This is a genomic window from Spiroplasma kunkelii CR2-3x, assembly GCF_001274875.1.
Taxonomy (GTDB): Bacteria; Bacillota_I; Bacilli_A; order Mycoplasmatales; family Mycoplasmataceae; genus Spiroplasma; species Spiroplasma kunkelii.
In genome coordinates this window covers 1,087,593-1,107,126 of record NZ_CP010899.1, presented here as the reverse complement: position 1 = coordinate 1,107,126, position 19,534 = coordinate 1,087,593, and the positions used below count along the sequence as shown (strand labels likewise).

Genomic DNA, 19,534 nt, shown 5'->3' with positions numbered 1-19,534 from the left:
TTTTTTAAATTTATTGTTGATTTTTGTAATTTTTATTATATTATTTAATTAATAAAGATTTGTTGCACTTCATTTTACATAATTCAATAATAAAAAAATTTATAACTAAAAAAGATAAAACTAATAGTGAATATTATTTTTTAAATCAAGCTAATGAACAATCTAGTTTAGACCATAACAAAAATTTAGATATTAATTTAATTGAACATGATAATAATTTTACTAAATTAACTTCAATGGTAGAATAAGGTTTAGAAAAAGAGACAATAAATAATTTACAAAATATTGAAAATTTATTAACAAATATTAGTATGAAAGTATTTCTTTTACCGGATACAAATGTACCATTAATGATAATTGACTTAAAAAATACATTTAATAATCAAACTAATAAACAAAATCGTAAAATAGTTGAACAATATAATTTAATTTCAAAAGAAGACAAGCAGAAAAGATTAGATGCAATCAATGAGCTTTATCAAAGTTTACCAGATGATGAAAAAAAATTTAAAGAAAAAATAAAAAAAGTTGGAACAACAGCTTATGCTGCTGGAATTAATATTGAACATAATGATAAATATTCTGGGGTCATTGCTTCTACCTTGATTTCTTAGTTCCAGAAACATTGGGATTATCATTAATCATTGGTGGTTTAATTCTTGCTGGAACAGGATTATTTTATTGAATTTTTGGTTCAATTCAAACAACTGTTGTTAAACATGAATCACATAATCAATATAATGAAGTTGAAAAATATTATCAATTTTTAGCACATAATAAACTAAAATTGATTATTAATTTGGTTAAATGAAAAACAATAAGTTAAATTTATCAAAAATATTCTAGTAATTATCAATAATTTGTTAAAAAAATAAAAGAGAAAATTACTGGTTTCCGCAAAGAAGACCATAGTGGATGATGTGGAAAACTTGATGATAGTGATATTAATATTTTAATTAAATTGTTATTTGATAATTTTCATATAATAAATAATATAATAAATAATAGTTTTTTAACAAATTCTACCCATGGTTGAAAAATTGTAACAAATACAATTGGAAGTTATTTCCAAATTAAAATAGACTAAAATTAGTGCACGAGGAATATTTACGATGAAATATCATAGTCGGAGAATGTTGTCCTTAAGCAAATCAATTGTGTCTTATAAATTGTAATACGAAGCAAAAAAATAGTGAATTTAAGAAATTTTTTAATACATAATTTAATTTGTAATTATTACATATTTTTACAAGTTTTATTAAATTTCTAAAGGTGTTTTAAAGTTTAGTTTTTTTAATCTTTTATTTAATATAAAAGCATTGTTTCTTTACCATATTCCTTACTGTATTTATTTAAATCTCTATTGAGGGTATCTTCGTAATAATTTATTTTTATGTTCAATAGTGGCTTTATGCAACTTAATAAAAAATTTTTTAATTTTAATAAAATTTTTTAAATAAATATGTTAAAATAAATATGTATATTTTATATTTTTTGAAACAAATAATTTTAAAGTAAAACTTCATATTAATTTTTAATAGTTAAAATGCTTATAATTTTAAACCCTTTTTGTGATAAAGGAAAACTTAAATGAATAACAGTATTATTCCACCGCAGTTGAAAAAACAAAAACTACGCTTAAAAGATAATTTTTCGTTAGTTGATTTAGGTTTAACTTTAACATATGCAATGTTTGCATTTATGTTAGGTTACAATTTAATCACATTATCAATAATGTTAAGAGTAATTATTGGTATTACTTTTTTCTTATTTTTAATGATGACATTAATTCATTCTGATAAATATAGTGGAAAAATTTATATTATAATTTTTCGAGCATTTGTTTTTTTAGCTAAAAAAAGAAATTTTTATATTTATAGTAAAAATAATAACACATCCTTGTTAATGCCATATAAGAAATTGCATGACATGTGTATTGAAACTACTGTTTTAGAAGGTGGTAAAAAATGATATGTTGGTGCAATTGAAATTAAAGGACTTAATATTACAACATTAGATACAAATGAACAATTATTAAAATTTAACCAATTGGCAAATATGTTTCGTTTAACAGATTGTCAATTAAGTTTAGTAAAAATTGAAAAACCTTATGATTTAGAAAAAAATATTGTTAATTTAGATAAAACAGTTGATAAATTAATTAATCTTCGTAGAGATGAAATTTTAACCGCAAAAGGATACAAAAGTCGTTTTGAACAATTAGAAGGTTATCGAAAACTTTATGAAGATCAAGCTGGTATTTTAGGTTATTCTTTTACTAGTAAAGTATTTGTCTTATTTGTATATGATACTTCAATAAGCAAATTAGAACGAGATATTCATATTATTAAAATGAAGTTAACGGAAACTAATTTGCGAACTATTGATTTGGATAAATATGAATTAGTTAATACAATTAAACTGATTTTTAATCCATTTGATGAAAAGTTTTCAAATGAAAAAATTGATGAGTATCAAGATAATGTTAATGAATTATTAGCATTAGATAATATTACCTTTACTAAAAGTGGTTTTCGTATAAATGATGCGCAATTTTCTATTAAAGGAATCCAAAATTATCCAATCTATCCACAAGATGGTTGAGCTGCAAAATTATGCACAACAGATAGTACAGTTATTTTTAATATTTCGAATACAAATCTTGATGCAGTTAAAGAACAATTACATCGAGCAATGATTAATGCCCGTACTAATTATTTTTCTGTTAAAAAGACGGTTAATCGTTCAGAAAAAGAACGTGAATATGAATCGTTTGAAAATTTAGTGCAATTAATTACATCAGGTGAAGAACAAATTAAACGGGTAAATATTATTTTTTTAAATTATGGTTTTAATCGACATATGTTAAAACAATCAGAAGAAAGACTATATATTTTATTAAAAAGTCTTAATATGAAAATGGATTATTTATTTTTTCGACAAATAAGTGGGTATAGTGCCTTATTACCAAAACCAACTGATCCAATGGCATATCATAATTCTTATGAAATGCCATGTGCAACATTAGGAAATTCATTTCCATTTTTAAATAACGCTTTAGAAGATGAAAAAGGATTATTTGTTGGTTATAACACCACTGGTGATGTAATTTTTACTGACCAATTTAAACGTGGTGGTGATTTTCAAAATTCAAATGCGCTATTTATTGGCACAACAGGAGGTGGTAAAACGACAACTGTTAGTAAATTTTTGAATTATCATATCATTAATGGTAGAAAAGTAATTATTATTGATCCAAAGCGCGAGTTTGGAAAACTTTGCAATTATCATGATGGGAATTGAATTGATGTTGGTTCTGGACATAAAGGAAATTTTAATCCATTACAAATTAATGCAAAAATTGACCAATATCAAAATATTAATACAATCATTGGTGACCATTTGCAAATTTTAGAAACATTTTTTCATTTTACCCATCCAAATTTAAAAATGGACGAAGTTGGTTTTTTAACACAACGAATTTTAGATTTATATTTAAAACTAGGTATTAATAATGAAGAAAAATTTAATAAAATGGAAAATAATGATTGACCAATTTTTGATGATTTACTTAATTTTTTAACAAAACTAGAACCAGATCTTGGCGAAGCAGAAATGCTCCACAAAATTACAAAAATTATTCAATATGATTTTACTGGTTATGGAAAATATGCTGCATTATGGAATAAACATTCAACTATTACCTTAGATGATAATTTATTAAATATTTTAGATATTCAAACACTATATTCAAAACAAAAAGTTTTAAAAGCACAAATGTTTTTAATGCTTAATTATATTCGAACAGAAATTAATAATAATCGATTTAATACAGACAATGAAATAATTTTAGCTGTCGATGAAGCACATATTGTTATTGATAAAGACAATCCACAAGCTCTAAAGTTTTTATTTGAAACAGTAAAAATGATCCGTGGTTTTAATGGCGGGGTAATTTTAGTAACACAAAATCTAACCGATTTTAGAATGACTGCCGAATTAGAACGAGAAGCATCTGCCATTCTTAATAATGCGCAATATGTTGGGATTTTAAAATTAAAACAAAAAGACTTACATGATGTAAGTGAATTATATAGTGCAAGTGGAGGTTTATCGGAATCAGAAATTCATTTTTGTGCCGGTGCACAACGAGGGGATATGTTATTTATGGTGACAGATTATAATCGCCATTGTTTACATGTGGAATTATCTGATTTTGAGCAACAAGCCTTTGGCATAAAATTATTAGAAAACTAAAATGAGGGAAGAAAAATGGAAAGACTAAAACGTAAATCTTATAAAGTACAATTAAAAGTTCCGATTGAATTATATGAGGAATTACAAAAATTTACTGATGATGAACATTCATTAGCTTATGTAATTAAGCATCTTATTAAAAAAGGAATTCAAAATTACTTTGGTGATGACGAATAATAATCTTTTAATTTATTTGTTAAAAGTAATAAGTTTATTTTTGTAAATGACCATTTATTTTATGAGAAAAAGTTATTTGGTAAATGACAATCTATATTTTAATAATTCTTATTAAAATATTACAAAAGGAAAGGGAAAAATATGCAGGTGATATTTTTGATTAACAAGGCACAACCATTTAGTTCACAATTAAAAAAAGAAGCAAAGATAGTTTATTATAATGTTAATATTGATAAATCATCTTGTAAATTTAATAAAAAGGCTCCAAAACAATTTTTTATTAAATTAAAAAGTAAAATATTAAAATTAATTTTAAGAATACAAATTGCTACAAAAGGAAAATTATTATGAGTTTATTAAGTTTACTAGCTGATGCACCTGATTTTTCAAAAACTGCCGAATTAGTAGTTGTATTATTAAATGCAATATTATCACCAGTTTCAATTATTGCTGGAGCAATTTGTATTTTATATATTATTAAACATGGTTTAAAAATTAAAAAATTTGCTGATGATCCTGAACAACGAAATATTCAAATATATGCTGTCTGTTGATGTATTTTTGGATTAGCATTATGTATTTTTGCACCAATATTTATTAACACAATATTACCAGAATTAATTAATAGTTCAGGAAGTTATGAGCCTCCTACTAAGTAGGGATTTATGGAATTAATATTTAATTTACCTTTTTTAGGTATTATTGGCTGAGTTTTAACTGGGATATATGAAGCAGTATGAGGAATCTTTATTACCGGCCCATTAGGGTTGGTTTCAGTTTTTACACAAGTTCTTGAATTTTTATCATCAGGAATAATTTTTAGTTTATTATTTAACTCACAAGAAGGCTTTTCTTGGTCAAATATTCCAACTGCATTTTGGCAATTTGCCATTGTTTCAGTAGCTTTCTTAGTAATAATTTTTATTACTCAATATTTAACATTACAATTTAAAGATGCAAAAGAAATGCAACCAAGACTAATGGCGTGCTTTAAATATACTGGTTTAGCTGGTATCTTTGTTCTTTTTGTTCCAATTGGTTTTTTCTTTTTAAATGGAATTATTACTTGGTTTATGGGAATGTTAAGTACAATTTTTGGAACTAGCGAGCAAAATTTAGCTGATGTATTATATTGAATTGGAAATAGTGAAGTTGTTGCAGGGAAACCAGGGGAATATGGGCCACCAAGTAATATTATGGATTGAAGTTTAATTATTGAAATTTTTTCCGTTTGGTTTGTTCTGTTCGCCATTGCAATGTTGGGAATGTCATTAACACAAAAGATTTTTGAATTATTATTTCTTTTTATAGTTGCTCCAGTTGTAATGGCAACGATGGTGCAAGATGAAGGAAAAAGAGCACTAACATGAAAAGATATGGTGTTATCAAAAATGTTAGCTGCATCAACAGCCTTGGTGGCTTATTATATTTTTATGATATATATTAATGTTATTTCAGGCCCTAATTTTGGTCCTTTTGATTTTCCTGGTTATGCAAGAATGCTTTTACAAATTATTTGTATTTTAGGAGGAGCACTAGGTGTCTGAGGCATTACAAATTTACTTTCAGCTTTTATTGGTGAAGCAATTGGAATGTCAGACGGTCTTAATTCAATTCGTAGTACAATGGCAGCTGGTATGTTTGCAATGGGAGCCGGGAAGGTTGTTAAAAAAGCACTTGGTTTTGCGAAAAAGAAATATAAAAAAGATTTATCGGGAATGCCAGGACTGCCTGGGATGGATACGTTTAGTGGTGGTGGTAGTCAAAACCAAATCCAAGGGATAACGCCACTAAGTTTTTTAGAAACAAGAACAGGAGCTTTAGGAATGTTTGGGAAAGGATTGCGGGTTGGAGGTAATGCTCTTGGTCGTTCAATTTGAGCAGTTAAAAATGGATGAGACTCAACAAAAGCGACATGAGGAGATTCATATGATGTTAATCCAACATCAACAGGAAGTTTTGGAAAATTTAAGAAAAATCTTAAGAAAACTAAAAACTTTATGAAAACAGAAGGCCTTGCTGGAGTAAATTATCTTGGTAGAAAATCTATGAAGATTGCTACAAAAGGAATCAAACAAGTTAAAAAACATTCTTATGATCATGTTCAACGAGGTTATAAAACTGCCAAAAGAAAAGAACGTTAATTTAAACTTAGCACGAGGATAAAACTTATGAAAAAACGATTGTGAATTTTGTTATGCAGTATACCAATTCAATTAACAATTTATACTTTTGGATGTAAAAGTTTTGATTATGGTTTAAATCCATCTAATTTAAAACCAATTGAGCCACTAGAAGAAGTAAAAGATATCAATTATTATTTGCAATTAAAAGAAAAAAATCAAAAATTATTTAAAAAAGCAAAAAAAGAAATTGATGAACTAAATTCATCAGAATCAATTCAGGAAATATGTGGTAGTTCAAAAATGTGTTCTGAATTGCAAGAAATAATAGATGCAAATATGGTTGGAATGTATGAATATCAAGCAATTGTCTATGATTGTGATTACCAAATTTTATTTTTAGAAAATGATGGTGATTTTAGTGATAAAAAAATTAGAGAAAATGCAATTTCTATTATTACAAATGAAAATAATATTTTAAAAAAACAATTGGAATTAATGACAACTTCATCTGATCCATATCATGAAGATGAAATTAATAAAGTTAAAAATTTAATTAAAACCTGTGAAGAAATTTTAGAAAAATTAAATAAAGAAAATGAAACTTAATTTAAATTAAATAAGTAAAATACTAAAATGGGTTTTAAACAGCAAAATTTAAATAATTAATATTTAACAATATTAATTATTTTTTTTATGATAAAAATATGATTTAGCAACAAATAATTAGAGTTAATAACAAAAGAATTATATGAATATCCAAAAAATAAATTAATTACCTGTTAGAAAAACAAAAGTCTATTTAAAAAATGTCCAAAAAAAGCTACTAATCCAGGCAAAGTATTACTACTATTTTTGGGATAAAACCATTAAATTTATTGCTATTAAAAAAATAATTACTTTATTCCAACGTTAACTAGTTTACGAATAATACTTATTGTTTTTACTAAGAAAAAAGATTATAATATTAACTAAGGAGGATTTGATATGGCCATATTTAATAATAAGAAGCCAACTTTTGTATCAATAGATTTAGGAACAGCTTACACTCTGGTTTATATTTCGGGGAGTGGAATTGTTTATAATGAACCATCCATTGTGGCATATAAAATTAAAGAAAATGGGATTATTGCTGTCGGAAATGAAGCATATAAAATGATTGGAAAAGGAAATAAAACAATTAGAATTGTTCGACCAATGGTTGATGGAGTTATTACAGATATTCGTGCAACAGAAGCACAATTAAAGTATATTTTTAATCGTTTAAGAGTTACCAAGCAATTAGCTAATTCAATTATGTTATTAGCTTGTCCATCAGTTATTACCGAATTAGAAAAAAATGCTTTGAAAAAAATTGCTATGAACTTAGGAGCATCAAAAGTTTTTGTTGAAGAAGAAGTTAAAATGGCTGCGTTAGGTGGCGGGGTTGATATTTACAAACCTGCTGGAAACCTAGTGATTGATATGGGAGGAGGAACAACAGATATTGCGGTTCTTGCTTCAGGGGATATTGTATTATCAAAATCAGTTAAAGTTGCTGGAAATTATTTAAATGATGAAATTATAAAATATGTTCGTTCTCAATATGGTTTAGAAATTGGAATTAAAACAGCAGAAATGATTAAGATTGAAATTGGTTCATTAGCAAAATATGGTGATGAACGAAAAATTAAAGTGTATGGACGCGATGTTATTTCAGGATTACCACGAGAAATTGAGTTGACGCCAGAAGAAATCCGGGAAGTTTTAAAAGTTCCAGTATCACGAATTATTGATTTAGCAGTTCAAGTCTTAGAAGAAACACCGCCAGAATTAGCAGGAGATATTTTCCGCAATGGAATTACCATTTGTGGTGGTGGTGGTTTAATCAAAGGAATTGATCACTACTTTGAAGACACATTACAATTACCAGCCAAAATTGGTGAACAACCATTATTAGCAGTTATTAATGGAACAAAAAAATTTGAATCAGATATTTATGATATTATTCGCCAAGAACATCAGAAAACAAAAGAATTAGATTATTAAGAATGTTACAAGTTGCTATAAAAATTAACGAGAATATCAAAATAGCAAATATGGTCGGCATAGAGCAACTATGAATTAAAATCAAAATCAATAATATTGCCAAGATTAGCATTGGTTTATTATAAAACTGATAATTATCAGTTTTTTTATGTTAGGCATCCTGTACGATGAAGCGGCAAAAAACAACTCTTTAACAAGAGTTGTTTTTTTATTTAAAAACAACCATTAAAAGGAGATGAAAAAAATATGTCTAAAAATACTTTTATTAAATGTAGTAAATGTGGAACACCAAAGCAGTTTCATACAGTTAACCATCGTGAAAAAACAGAATGATTTGAAGATGTTTATTACACTGAATATTAACATTATGTTTTTTTAAAACCTTAAATTTTATAAAACAACTTTAAAAATTAAATATATTGGCTCTACAAGTGTTTAATTTAAAATTACATATTTTTTAGGGAAGGTTCCCCAACAAGGCATTTCCGCCGGCATGAAACCATTAGAGCTGTTAACTTGTTTTTTTGCGATTTTGTAAATTAATGACTTTGATTAAGATAGACGCGTAGTGGTGCATTCATAACTATTAATTGCAAGGATAAAAATAAAATTTGTTCTTATTTAAGCAAAGTTATTTTAATAATTGAAGATTACCAACTTCATAAAGGTTTAAAAATAAAAAACCCATTATCTACTCCTAAATTTATTGGTGGTTTAAAAGTTTTATGTAAATATTTATTTAACTTAAATTATGTTTTACAATCGCCAGTTGTTAAGAAAAATTATATTTATAAAGGAAATATTAAAATGACGGAGCATGAATTAGATGCTTGAAAACATTTACAATATTTTTTAGCAAAAGGAGTTAATAAAAATGGCACAAACAAAAAGTAATTTACATAAAAAAACAATAACTAATAAACCTAAATTAAAAAATAAAAAAGTTAATAAATTAGAATTAACTGTTAGATTACATGAAAATCCGATTAAAACTAAAATTAAGGCACTGGTTGCGGGGGGTGTTGAAGTTGATGCTTGCTCTGCTAAATGTCAATGAGAGGGATTAAATTATTCAACATTATCAATATATAATCCATTGATTTTAAATGAGTTTTTGAAATTAAAAAAGATGATGAAATAAAAATTAAAGGCTCAGTTTTTAATCAGTTAAATATAAAAACTAAACGCTATTTTTTATCTTTTAGGGTAGATAGTTTTGAAATTATACAAAAAGCTATTAGAAAAAGAACAAATACAAATATTAAAAAATAGGAGGAAAAATCAATGGCATTAAAAAATGTAAAATATGTTCTTATCAATGAAGATAATGAACCAATTAAAAATGAAGATGGCAGCTTAGATATTAAAACTGCTGAAATTATTTTAGAAAATACTGATGAAGTTGAAGAATTTAATGCAAGTAATTTAGAAAATAGTAATCAACAAATTAACGAATTACAAACAAAAAATAATGAATTAACTTCACAAATTGAACAACAAACAATTCAATTAAAACAAATTGAAATAATTGATTTTATTAATTTTTTAACTGATAATGAAGAATTTAAGAATGTTTTATTAAAATCTTATGACATTACTGATGATATTGAAGTTATCAAAACACAATTGCAAAGTGTTTATGATGAATTAATTAAGGTACAAACAGTTAATACTGGTGGAGTACCAAAAACAAAAGAAAAACAAAACAATATTTTAGATACAGACAATGTATTTAATAAATAGAAAGAAGGAATAAAATTATGGCACAAAATCCACAAAGAATTTTTGGTGATATTGTAAGCCAAGCAACAGTTAATGATAAAGAAACATTTGAAAAATGATACTTAAAAACTTATCAACAAAAATTAAATAACCAATATTTGAAATATTAAAAAAATAAATTTAACTATAAATCCTAATAATATTAATTTTGAACCAAATATTCTTTTAAAACAAGTTTATTGTTGAGATGGAAATGGTGAACCCGAAACACCAACAATCAACAAAAACACCGGTGAAATTACTGACTGAAATACTTATCAACAAAATTTTGTAAAAGAATTTATTAATTATTCTTTAACTGCTGTTTTGCAAGAAAATATTAGAGTTCAACAAGGTGGTAGTGCGGATTATGAAAATCCGAATAAGGTTGGAACAAAGCGGATAATTTTTGATTTTGAGATGGTTGATGAATTAGATGTTAAAAATATTAAAAAAGCAATTTATCGGATGATTTTAACTGTTGATGAAGCAAATACAATTATTTCAGGTAGTTTAGAGTTAAATAATGTTAATAGTGATGATTTAAGTTTTAATTTTAGTTTTATGCGAACGGTAACGGGTGAAGTTTTTAATTTTAATGGTTCAATTTATTCATCATTAAATAATAAAGATTTAAGATATTATCAACAGTTTAACGGTCAATTTGATTTATCTAAGTTTTTACAGTCGTTTTTTGCAAGTGCTTTGGTGCCAGTGTTCCAAAATCGTAGTTCGTTTATTGAAAATGGATATATTAATAATTTACAGTATGATACTGTTTTAGTTAACTTTTTTGCGTTGAAATTGCAAAATTTTAATAATATTTTGTTGAGTGAAAATATTAACGATAAATTACAATTTGATAAATTATTAAATAGTATGTTTAAGATTTCACAGAAATTTTATACTAATTATTTACGAACGATTTTTGATTTAGAAAATAATACTTATGTACAAGGATATAATAAAAAATATGGTTTATTAGTAAATAATGGTTTTAAAATTTATCCACGATATTTTTATTTTTCAGATAAATATAAGCAATTAGATATTAAATTATATTCAGCATTTAAAAATCGGTTTTATACCATTAATAATTATGGTAGTGTTTTTAATTATGATTTTTCGGTTGTTAATAATTATGATATTAAGTTAAATTCTGGTTATGTTTTTGGTGGTGATTTACAATCAAAATATGGTTTACAATACAAGAAAATTGAAGAACAAAAAATTGGTTATAATGTTTTTGAATTGCAAGCACAAAAAGAAAATGATATGTACCGTTATTATGATTTTAATTTTGGGATTTATAATTGACAAGAGATAAATAGTGGTGGTTTATTTCCGGATAAACAATGATGACAAGTTCAATATATAACTCCTAAAGGTTGATGAGATTTTGGTGCTCATATTAAAAATGCGATGATTTGAATTGTTAACACTATTCCGGGAGTTAAACAAGTTAACGAGTTAGCGAGTGGTGTTGGCAAGGTTTTTGAGACAGTATATATTTTTTTTAGTCAAATATTCGAGGTATGAAAATTTAATCCTGCATTGTATAGTACAATAACAAATATTTTTTTATTAATTATCTTTATGAAATTTGTACGATTAATATAAAAAAGGAACTGTTATTTAGTTCCTTTTTGTTCTTTTCAGTCAGTAATTTCACCAGTGTTTTCGTTGATTGTTGGTATTTCAGGTTCACCAACGCCATCTCAACAATAAACTTGTTTTAAAAGAATATTTGGTTCAAAATTAATATTATTAGGATTTATAGTTAAATTTATTTTTTTAATATTTCAAATATTGGTTATTTAATTTTTGTTGATAAGTTTTTAAGTATCATTTTTCAAATGTTTCTTTATCATTAACTGTTGCTTGGCTTACCATGTTGGATTTTTTGTCATATTGCCATACCTGATTTAGATAAATGATCATTAACACTACTAAATGTAATTTCTTGAAATAAAAACTTTTTATTATCAAAAGGATCATAGTAATCTGTAATATTAGAAATATATAATCATTGAATAGATTGATTATATTCATAAGTATTAATAGTTTCTCCACCAATATTTTCATTATTTTTATTTAAAACAACATAAAGGTTTAATTCATCATTTTGACCAAATTGTTTATCTGTTGATAATAAAGTATATTGGCGTTGAGTTGAAATACCTTGAAAAATAGGGTCGGGCGTGGTCAATTAACTAATTTTAAATCAATTTGAAACATTGAAAATAAATTTTCTAATGTTGGATGATTTGAAATGGATACTGTTGTTGGAAAAAACCATCAATCTTCTCTTTTAGTTTTAGTAGAACAATCAAGTAAAAAATACTTTGCAATAAAATTAGAAAATAATACTGCTAATGAGGTTTTTGAAAAGTTTAAAGAATTAGTTAAAGTAAATAATTTAATTGGGAAAATTAAAGGCGTAATAACTGATAGAGGAAGAGAATTTTATAAATGAAGAGAATTAGAAATATTCGCTGAAACACAAGTATATTTTTGTGAAGCTGGTAAACCACAGCAAAAACCTTTAATTGAATATATGAATAGTGAATTAAGACATTGATTTTATAAGGGAACTGATTTTAATAAAGTTAGTCAGAAAAAATTAAATTGAGTAGTTAATGATGTAATTAATGAAAAAATACGGCCCTGTTTAAATTGAATAAGTGCAAAAGATATATTTTTACAGAATATTAAATAAATTTATTAAAATTACTTAATAAATCCTTTTTAGTGTGCTTAAATATGGTTAAATTAAGCTATATTTATAAAATATTTTATTTTTTTAAAAAAGAGTTGCATTTATTTTAAATGATGTTATCATCAAATTAACAAGAGACAAAATTTGCTGTTTGAATATACTTGATGCATTATGATGTAAAAAAATACTTAGGAGCGAAAAAATGTTTGAACCATTAGCATTTGTCTTACGACCAAGCACAATAACTGATATCATTGGGCAAAGCCACCTTATTAATGATCACAATGGTGTTATTTCACGAATGTTGAAATATAATTATGCAAGTTCATTAATTTTTTATGGTGATCCGGGCGTTGGAAAGAGTAGTATTGCTCGAGCATTAGCTAATGATTTACAACTTGAGTATGCAATTTTTAATGCTGAAATTGATAAAAAACAATATTTAGAAAAAATTATTAAGAAATCAACAAATTTTGAACGATTTATTATTATTGTGGAAGAAATACACCGAATGAATAAAGATCGGCAAGATATTTTATTGCAGTATTTAGAAAATGGACACTTAATTATGTTTTCTTGTACAACAGAAAATCCTTATTTTGTGATTAATCCATCTTTACGATCACGAGCTAATATTATTAAATTAGAACGAATTACTGTTGATGAAATGCTAACTGGCTTACAAAAAATAATTACAAAGAAAAAATTACTGTTATCAATTACTAATGATGCGTTACTATTAATTTGTCAATTAGCAAGTGGTGATTTACGAATTGCAATTAATATATTAGAATTATGTTTAAATTTATATCCTGCAGAAGAAATTACCACAACAATTATTAATAATATTGTTCCAACGGCTAATTTAATTAATTTTGCAGAAGGTAATGAACATCATGATTTAAAATCAGCCTTGCAAAAGTCAATTCGGGGTAGTGATGTTGACGCAGCTTTACACTATTTTGCACGGTTATTAGCAAGTGGTGATCACGAAGCATTATTGCGTCGAATGTTAATTATTGCTTATGAAGATATTGGCTTGGCTAATCCAGCAATTGCGGTCCATGTCAAAACAGCAATTGATAGTTTTCGTCAAATTGGATTACCAGAGGGACGAATTCCATTGGGATTAGCAATTGTTGAAATGTGTTTAAGTGAAAAATCAAATAGTGCTTATTTAGCAACAGATCAAGCGTATGAAGATGTTTTAAAAGGTAATCTTTATCCAATTCCGCATCATTTATGGGATACAAGTTATGCTTCAACAAAAAAAATAGGAAATAGCCAGGGATACCAATATCCGCATGATTTTCCAAATGATTATGTTGCGCAACAATACCTGCCAAAGCGAATGCGCGGTATAGTTTATTATCAACCAAAATTACATAGTGTGTATGAAAAACGAATTAATGAGTTATATGAAAGGTTTACAAAAAAAGGCAAGTAGAACTTTTAAAAGAACTACTTGGTTTATTTTTTGTTAGTGCTATAATAAAATTAAAGAAATAAGAATGAGAGAAATGACAGTCGTAAAAATTCATGTACCTGAATTAACATGTATTAACATGTATTAACATGTAATAGTTGTGCGATGTCAATTGAAAAAAAGTTAACAAAAATTCCACAAATTAAATCTCAAATTGGAATTGTAACAAAAACTGTTAAAATTACTTATGATGAAACAACTTTAGATAAAGAAACAATTTTTCACCAGATTAAAAAAATAAGGTTATGATTTTGATGAAATTAAAACAAAACAGTTATAAGATGGTTAATATTTAATGAAAAAGGAACAAAAAGCAAAGTTAACAAAACCGCAAATTCGAGATCTGTATGAATTAATTATTGAAATAATTTTAGATATTCCTTTATTATTTAGAATGATACCAGGGTTAGGACTACTTTAAGGCAATTGGTAAAAGATTTAACCCACAATTGGCAAATAGTGGTAATGAAACTAATAAATTTAAAACAGCAGATTATGGTGATATAAAAGTGATATAAAAGAAAAAATCCTTAAATAAAAAACTAGAGAAAGTAAAAAATAAATTTACTAGCAAGAATAGTTTTTCATATTTTAAAGCAACAACCAAAAGCAAAATAAAACATAACCAAAAAGTTTCATTACAAAATTTAAATAATTAACAAACAATAATTAATGATGTTATTAAAAAAAATAGTGATAAATCTGATGCTAGACAGAAAAAATGAGATAAAAAAGCTGCAAAAAAAGCAGAAAAGAAAAAGTCATAATTTAAAAAATGATCTGACAAAAACAAAAAATACGGTATAATGTAAATAAAAGGAGTGATAAACAATGGGATTATGATGATTATTAGGTGGCGAAGTTAACTGAGAATGTGTTGCCAAAATGCAAGACAATAGGTATCGCAACTGAAATTTATACTACAATTTTAAATGCACTTTTGGGGGGATCTACTAACATTGCTTTAAGCATTGATAGATTAAATGATGATAAACAAAATAATGTAAAATAGGTATTAGAAAAATTTGATTGTTATATTCCTACAACTGCTAAATATGCATGATTAAAAAAAACACATATTGGTTTTGTAAATTTGTTACCTAAAAATGCTGAACAGAAAGATTGAGATCAAGCATAAGAATGATATGACGAATATAAAAAAGAAGCAATTTCATTTATTGAATATCGCATTCAAATTCGCGAAAAAGAATTAAAAGAAGATGAAAGTAAATTAAAACAAATTAAATCAAGAGAAAAACTTACTAGAGATGCAAAATATTTACTTAAATCATATACTAAGAAAATTCCTGCACAACGAGCAGAAATTATTAAATTAAAAAGAAAATTGGAATCATTAAAAGCAAAAGAAAATGAAAAAGAACAGCAAACTCAATCTAATTTAACCATTGAAAATGAAAATTTACGCTTGAAAAAAAATTTTAAAAATGGAACTAAAATTAAAAGAAACAAATAGAGAAAAATAAAACATATCAAATATTAACTTATCAAAATTTATTTTAGAAAAGGAGATATATTTTATTTATGTATGAAAAAGGAAATAAAATTAATGTTAAAATAACAAATATTACTCCATATGGTGCTTTTTGTAGAGCAGAAATAGCTGATGGTTTAATCCATATTAGTGAAGTTTCAGATTACTTTGTTAAAGATATTAAAGATTTTTTTGATGTTGGTGATGAAATTGAAGTTGAGGTACTTGATTTTGATTCAGTTAGGAAACATCTTAAATTAAGTTATAAAAAGTGCCACCCTGAAGTTTTAAAAAATGATGATAAAGAAATTCAAGAAATAAAAGCAGATTTTAAAAGTTTAAATAAAAAACAAAATAAAACAGGCAATATTGAAAATATTAGTAAAACAACTGAAAACGAATAAATTAGCAAAAGTAATGTAAGTTATAAACAGCAATTAAGTTTGCTGTTTTTTATTTTGTCAAAATAGAAAAGAAAAATAAAAATATGAATTATGTAAAATGTGTGTGGTTTCTACATAATTAGCGGAAATAGTAACGATAATTTAAGGAGTAATTAACATGGATGATAAACTGATTAAAGATAATACTGATTTTTTAGTAAAGTTTACTCTTGAAAATTTATAACTTTTAAAAAAATTAAAAATTCAGCTTGATCAAGAAATTAGTCATTTAATATTAATTAGCAAAACAAAAAAAGCAATCAATACAGCATTTACAAGAAAAGTCAAAACATAATTATAGTAAAATTAAAAATAAAAATAATTTTAAAAATTTAATTCAACATGCTTTATTGGAAAAATATATTGATTAAATTTTAAATCGATTTATGTTTCGTATTGATACAATGATTTTATAATATAATTTATTTGAAAAATATAGTAAAATTATTAATCCAGTTTAAATAAATGAACAAAGTGTATATTTAACAATTAAAGAACAAAAAAAATTACTCAACTAAAGAAATGCTAGAATTACAAGAATTGTTAAAAGAAGTTAATGCACCATTATTTGAATTAGTTAAACAATATAATGAAAAAATTATTCAAATTAATGCTAGCAAAGTTTTAATTGAAAAAATAACATTAGAAGAAGTAACGAATGAGTATATTGATTTTTTCTTATTAGATGATAAAGGTTAAAAATTTTATTAATTTTACATTTTTTTCTTTTTTTGTTTTAACATAAAATTATCTTTTATTTTGTTATAATGATGATATAGAAGTGAGGCGAATATTTATGGAATACAAAATTCGTAGTAAAAATATTATTATTACCGATGCAATGAACCAACATTTAGTTGATACTTTTAATAAGTTATTAAAATATCAACAAGTTAATGAAAATGATATTGTTCATGTTGACATTGAATTTACGAAAGAAAACAATATTGTAATTCATACTGTAATTGATATTAGAGGGCGAAATAATTTTTTAAAAGCAGAAGTTCGCAATAGTGATTTTTATAAGGCAGTTGATCAAAGTTTATATAAATTTGAAGAACAATTACGAAAAATTAAAGGCAAACAAGAAGACCGTCATAATAAAAATCAATCATTAGGAAAATTTTATAGTGAAGTGATTGTTGCAGAAGATGAAGAACTTGATCTTGAATAATGTTAATAAATAAAAAATGTTTAACTAAATTTAGTTAAACATTTTTTATAATAATTACTTGTTATTACTTGGTGTACTTGCTGTGTTTTGCTTTATTTTAATACGAATTGCTCCAATTCCTTCTAATAATCATATTAAAGCACCAATTAGAGCAATTAATTCACCAACAACAATTACTCATGTTGAAACTTCTTTTGTTGAAGTAATAATTGCACCAATCATTCCAATAATTGCAATAGTAATAAAAATAATTCCGGCAACTAATTTAGCAATTTTATGACGAATAAAGCTTGCAACACAGATAAATAAGAAAGCTGTAATCAAAATAATTGTACCATTATCACCAGTATTATTGTGAACAAAAAGTTTTGTGTTAACATTAACGTTTGAAAAAGAATTTAATATTGCTAAGATAAATAATCATAACCCAGAAATTCAAATCATTACTTTTTGGAATGTCACATTAATTTTAATTGTTGTATATTTCATTTTTGCCATTGTTTTTTCTCCTTAACCATAACATTATTTATATTATAACTTAGTTTTAAAAATATTAATGATAAATTAAATAATTCGTAAAATATCGTTTGGTTTAATATTTAAAAAATTAATCATTCCAGGAGCAAGACAATAGACAAAATAACATTGTGGAAAATAATGACTTATTTTTTGTGGCCCAAAATTTTGAATTGTTTGAATAACTTCAAAATTTTTATTGCAAAAAATAACATCAAGTTGATAAAAAATTCCAAAACTATTAAAACCACGTACTTTTCGTAATAAATATCCATCTTTCATTGTTATATCATTTGGTTGAATTAAACTCGTGAATTTTTCCCGAAAATTTTTAATCACATGAATATTAATGTCTTGTGGAATACTATTAACAGTTAATGTTTTACGATTTTTTAATAAATAATATTTTTTATTTCGTTTATGTTTTGTTCGATGAAATTTATAAACTACTTTTGAGAAAAACCCCATGCATAACACCTTTTTCCTTAACAATTATATAAAATTATATTATAATTACCAAGAAGAAAGAGGTGTTATTTATGAAATTTGCATTGTTTTTAGCAACAGGTTTTGAAGAAGGTGAAGCAATTATTACAACTGATGTGTTACGACGAGGAGGCATTAAGCTAAAATTAATTAGTATTACTAAAGCATTAGAAGTTGTTTCATCCCATGATGTTACGATTAAGGCTGATAAATTAATTGAAGATATTAAATATGAAGATTATGATGGTTTCATTTTACCAGGTGGTCGCATTGGTGTTGATAATCTTGCAAAAAATGAGATGTTAAAAGATTGGTTATTAAAAGCCAATAATGATCAAAAAATAATTGCTGCAGTTTGTGCAGCACCCCAAATTTTAGGACATTTAGGAATTTTAGACAATAAAGAAGTCACTAGTTATCCGGGATGTATCGAAGGGATGGAAAAGGCAATTTATAATGATGAAATGGCTGCTATTACTGATGGTCATATTATTACTGGGGCTTCAGTTGGTTCAACAATGAATTTTGCTTTAGCAATTGCTGATCGAGTTTTAGGAGCAAAAAAAGTAATGAAACTTCAAAATGAATTAGTAATTCGTGATTAATTTAGTTATATTAAATGTTTGCATAATAAAATGTTTGTATAATAAATTGTAAAAGATTAAAATTAACATACCTAAAATGAGCACACTAATTTTGTATAAATTTTTTAGGAACTCTTAAAAGTCATTCTGATGAATTTTCTTAATCCTTTGTTCAAATAAAAAAGAGTTTAAAATTTTAGTTGAGGTAGGTCTTCGGGCAATGATTTTTGTAATACTAAATGAATGCTATTTTGGTTTTTTCATTTAAAGTCATTTTTTTTAATTAAA

The 19,534-nt window shown here is 25.2% G+C and carries 24 protein-coding genes and 2 pseudogenes; 23 read left to right on the top strand and 3 right to left on the bottom strand.

Annotated elements, in window-relative coordinates:
* Positions 1 to 62 precede the first annotated feature (62 nt).
* The 14 genes and pseudogenes from SKUN_RS06030 to SKUN_RS05975 all read left to right on the top strand — a co-directional run.
* Positions 63 to 248, top strand: coding sequence for a hypothetical protein (locus tag SKUN_RS06030; protein ID WP_053391269.1), 186 nt, complete (start codon positions 63 to 65; stop codon positions 246 to 248).
* A gap of 63 nt (positions 249 to 311) precedes the next feature.
* Complete coding sequence (locus tag SKUN_RS06025; protein WP_053391268.1) at positions 312 to 614, top strand: hypothetical protein; 303 nt, start codon at positions 312 to 314, stop codon at positions 612 to 614.
* A gap of 11 nt (positions 615 to 625) precedes the next feature.
* Complete coding sequence (locus SKUN_RS06020; RefSeq protein WP_053391267.1) at positions 626 to 826, top strand: hypothetical protein; 201 nt, start codon at positions 626 to 628, stop codon at positions 824 to 826.
* A 764-nt stretch (positions 827 to 1,590) separates the two neighbouring features.
* Positions 1,591 to 4,257: an Mbov_0397 family ICE element conjugal transfer ATPase gene (locus tag SKUN_RS06015; protein ID WP_053391266.1), complete on the top strand. Its 2,667-nt coding sequence runs from the start codon at positions 1,591 to 1,593 to the stop codon at positions 4,255 to 4,257.
* Positions 4,258 to 4,272: 15 nt separating this feature from the next.
* On the top strand, positions 4,273 to 4,434 hold the full coding sequence (locus tag SKUN_RS09915) for a hypothetical protein (RefSeq protein WP_200902991.1): 162 nt from the start codon (positions 4,273 to 4,275) through the stop codon (positions 4,432 to 4,434).
* Between the two features lie 147 nt (positions 4,435 to 4,581).
* Positions 4,582 to 4,794, top strand: coding sequence for a hypothetical protein (locus SKUN_RS06010; protein WP_235511382.1), 213 nt, complete (start codon positions 4,582 to 4,584; stop codon positions 4,792 to 4,794).
* Positions 4,782 to 5,093 carry a pilin gene (locus SKUN_RS06005; protein WP_053391264.1) on the top strand — a complete coding sequence of 104 codons (312 nt, stop codon included), beginning with the start codon at positions 4,782 to 4,784 and terminating at the stop codon, positions 5,091 to 5,093. The genes SKUN_RS06010 and SKUN_RS06005 overlap by 13 nt, the downstream gene beginning before the upstream one ends.
* A gap of 6 nt (positions 5,094 to 5,099) precedes the next feature.
* Positions 5,100 to 6,578 carry an Mbov_0396 family ICE element transmembrane protein gene (locus tag SKUN_RS06000; RefSeq protein WP_053391263.1) on the top strand — a complete coding sequence of 493 codons (1,479 nt, stop codon included), beginning with the start codon at positions 5,100 to 5,102 and terminating at the stop codon, positions 6,576 to 6,578.
* 27 nt (positions 6,579 to 6,605) lie between these two features.
* The gene (locus tag SKUN_RS05995; protein ID WP_053391262.1) at positions 6,606 to 7,166 is read left to right on the top strand and encodes a hypothetical protein; all 561 of its coding nucleotides are present in this window, start codon (positions 6,606 to 6,608) and stop codon (positions 7,164 to 7,166) included.
* A 378-nt stretch (positions 7,167 to 7,544) separates the two neighbouring features.
* Positions 7,545 to 8,585, top strand: a complete 1,041-nt coding sequence (gene mreB, locus SKUN_RS05990; RefSeq protein WP_053391261.1) for a rod shape-determining protein — start codon at positions 7,545 to 7,547, stop codon at positions 8,583 to 8,585.
* Positions 8,586 to 9,459: 874 nt separating this feature from the next.
* Positions 9,460 to 9,726, top strand: a complete 267-nt coding sequence (locus SKUN_RS05985; RefSeq protein WP_053391260.1) for a hypothetical protein — start codon at positions 9,460 to 9,462, stop codon at positions 9,724 to 9,726.
* A gap of 143 nt (positions 9,727 to 9,869) precedes the next feature.
* Positions 9,870 to 10,328, top strand: a complete 459-nt coding sequence (locus SKUN_RS05980; RefSeq protein ID WP_053391259.1) for a hypothetical protein — start codon at positions 9,870 to 9,872, stop codon at positions 10,326 to 10,328.
* A gap of 17 nt (positions 10,329 to 10,345) precedes the next feature.
* Positions 10,346 to 10,477, top strand: a complete 132-nt coding sequence (locus SKUN_RS11440; RefSeq protein ID WP_268794821.1) for a hypothetical protein — start codon at positions 10,346 to 10,348, stop codon at positions 10,475 to 10,477.
* A gap of 64 nt (positions 10,478 to 10,541) precedes the next feature.
* Positions 10,542 to 11,966: pseudogene (locus tag SKUN_RS05975) on the top strand (spiroplasma phage ORF1-like family protein); the annotation flags it as partial.
* Between the two features lie 250 nt (positions 11,967 to 12,216).
* On the opposite strand, the gene SKUN_RS08895 reads toward SKUN_RS05975, so the two are convergent.
* Complete coding sequence (locus SKUN_RS08895; RefSeq protein WP_144416780.1) at positions 12,217 to 12,555, bottom strand: hypothetical protein; 339 nt, start codon at positions 12,553 to 12,555, stop codon at positions 12,217 to 12,219.
* Here SKUN_RS08895 and SKUN_RS05970 point away from each other — a divergent pair.
* From SKUN_RS05970 to hpf, 8 genes and pseudogenes are all read left to right on the top strand, one after another.
* A pseudogene (locus tag SKUN_RS05970) lies at positions 12,547 to 13,065 on the top strand (IS30 family transposase); the annotation flags it as partial. The gene SKUN_RS08895 and the pseudogene SKUN_RS05970 sit on opposite strands and share 9 nt — an antisense overlap.
* A 202-nt stretch (positions 13,066 to 13,267) precedes the next feature.
* A complete protein-coding gene (locus tag SKUN_RS05965) occupies positions 13,268 to 14,512 on the top strand; it encodes a replication-associated recombination protein A (protein WP_053391258.1) in 1,245 nt (414 codons plus the stop codon).
* Positions 14,513 to 14,656: 144 nt separating this feature from the next.
* Positions 14,657 to 14,815, top strand: a complete 159-nt coding sequence (locus SKUN_RS10820) for a hypothetical protein (RefSeq protein WP_235510983.1) — start codon at positions 14,657 to 14,659, stop codon at positions 14,813 to 14,815.
* A 31-nt stretch (positions 14,816 to 14,846) separates the two neighbouring features.
* The gene (locus SKUN_RS11435; RefSeq protein WP_268794820.1) at positions 14,847 to 14,972 is read left to right on the top strand and encodes a hypothetical protein; all 126 of its coding nucleotides are present in this window, start codon (positions 14,847 to 14,849) and stop codon (positions 14,970 to 14,972) included.
* Between the two features lie 924 nt (positions 14,973 to 15,896).
* On the top strand, positions 15,897 to 16,025 hold the full coding sequence (locus SKUN_RS11430) for a hypothetical protein (RefSeq protein WP_268794819.1): 129 nt from the start codon (positions 15,897 to 15,899) through the stop codon (positions 16,023 to 16,025).
* A gap of 68 nt (positions 16,026 to 16,093) precedes the next feature.
* Positions 16,094 to 16,447, top strand: a complete 354-nt coding sequence (locus SKUN_RS05955) for a S1 RNA-binding domain-containing protein (protein ID WP_053391257.1) — start codon at positions 16,094 to 16,096, stop codon at positions 16,445 to 16,447.
* A gap of 561 nt (positions 16,448 to 17,008) precedes the next feature.
* Complete coding sequence (locus SKUN_RS09410; RefSeq protein ID WP_158500802.1) at positions 17,009 to 17,185, top strand: hypothetical protein; 177 nt, start codon at positions 17,009 to 17,011, stop codon at positions 17,183 to 17,185.
* 97 nt (positions 17,186 to 17,282) lie between these two features.
* Positions 17,283 to 17,660, top strand: coding sequence for a ribosome hibernation-promoting factor, HPF/YfiA family (gene hpf / locus SKUN_RS05950; RefSeq protein WP_053391256.1), 378 nt, complete (start codon positions 17,283 to 17,285; stop codon positions 17,658 to 17,660).
* Between the two features lie 54 nt (positions 17,661 to 17,714).
* On the opposite strand, the gene SKUN_RS05945 is transcribed toward hpf, so the two are convergent.
* A complete protein-coding gene (locus SKUN_RS05945) occupies positions 17,715 to 18,158 on the bottom strand; it encodes a hypothetical protein (RefSeq protein ID WP_053391255.1) in 444 nt (147 codons plus the stop codon).
* Between the two features lie 66 nt (positions 18,159 to 18,224).
* Positions 18,225 to 18,644 carry a DUF192 domain-containing protein gene (locus SKUN_RS05940; RefSeq protein ID WP_053391254.1) on the bottom strand — a complete coding sequence of 140 codons (420 nt, stop codon included), beginning with the start codon at positions 18,642 to 18,644 and terminating at the stop codon, positions 18,225 to 18,227.
* Between the two features lie 71 nt (positions 18,645 to 18,715).
* On the opposite strand from SKUN_RS05940, the gene SKUN_RS05935 reads away from it, so the two are divergent.
* Positions 18,716 to 19,267 carry a DJ-1 family glyoxalase III gene (locus SKUN_RS05935; protein ID WP_053391253.1) on the top strand — a complete coding sequence of 184 codons (552 nt, stop codon included), beginning with the start codon at positions 18,716 to 18,718 and terminating at the stop codon, positions 19,265 to 19,267.
* Positions 19,268 to 19,534 lie beyond the last annotated feature (267 nt).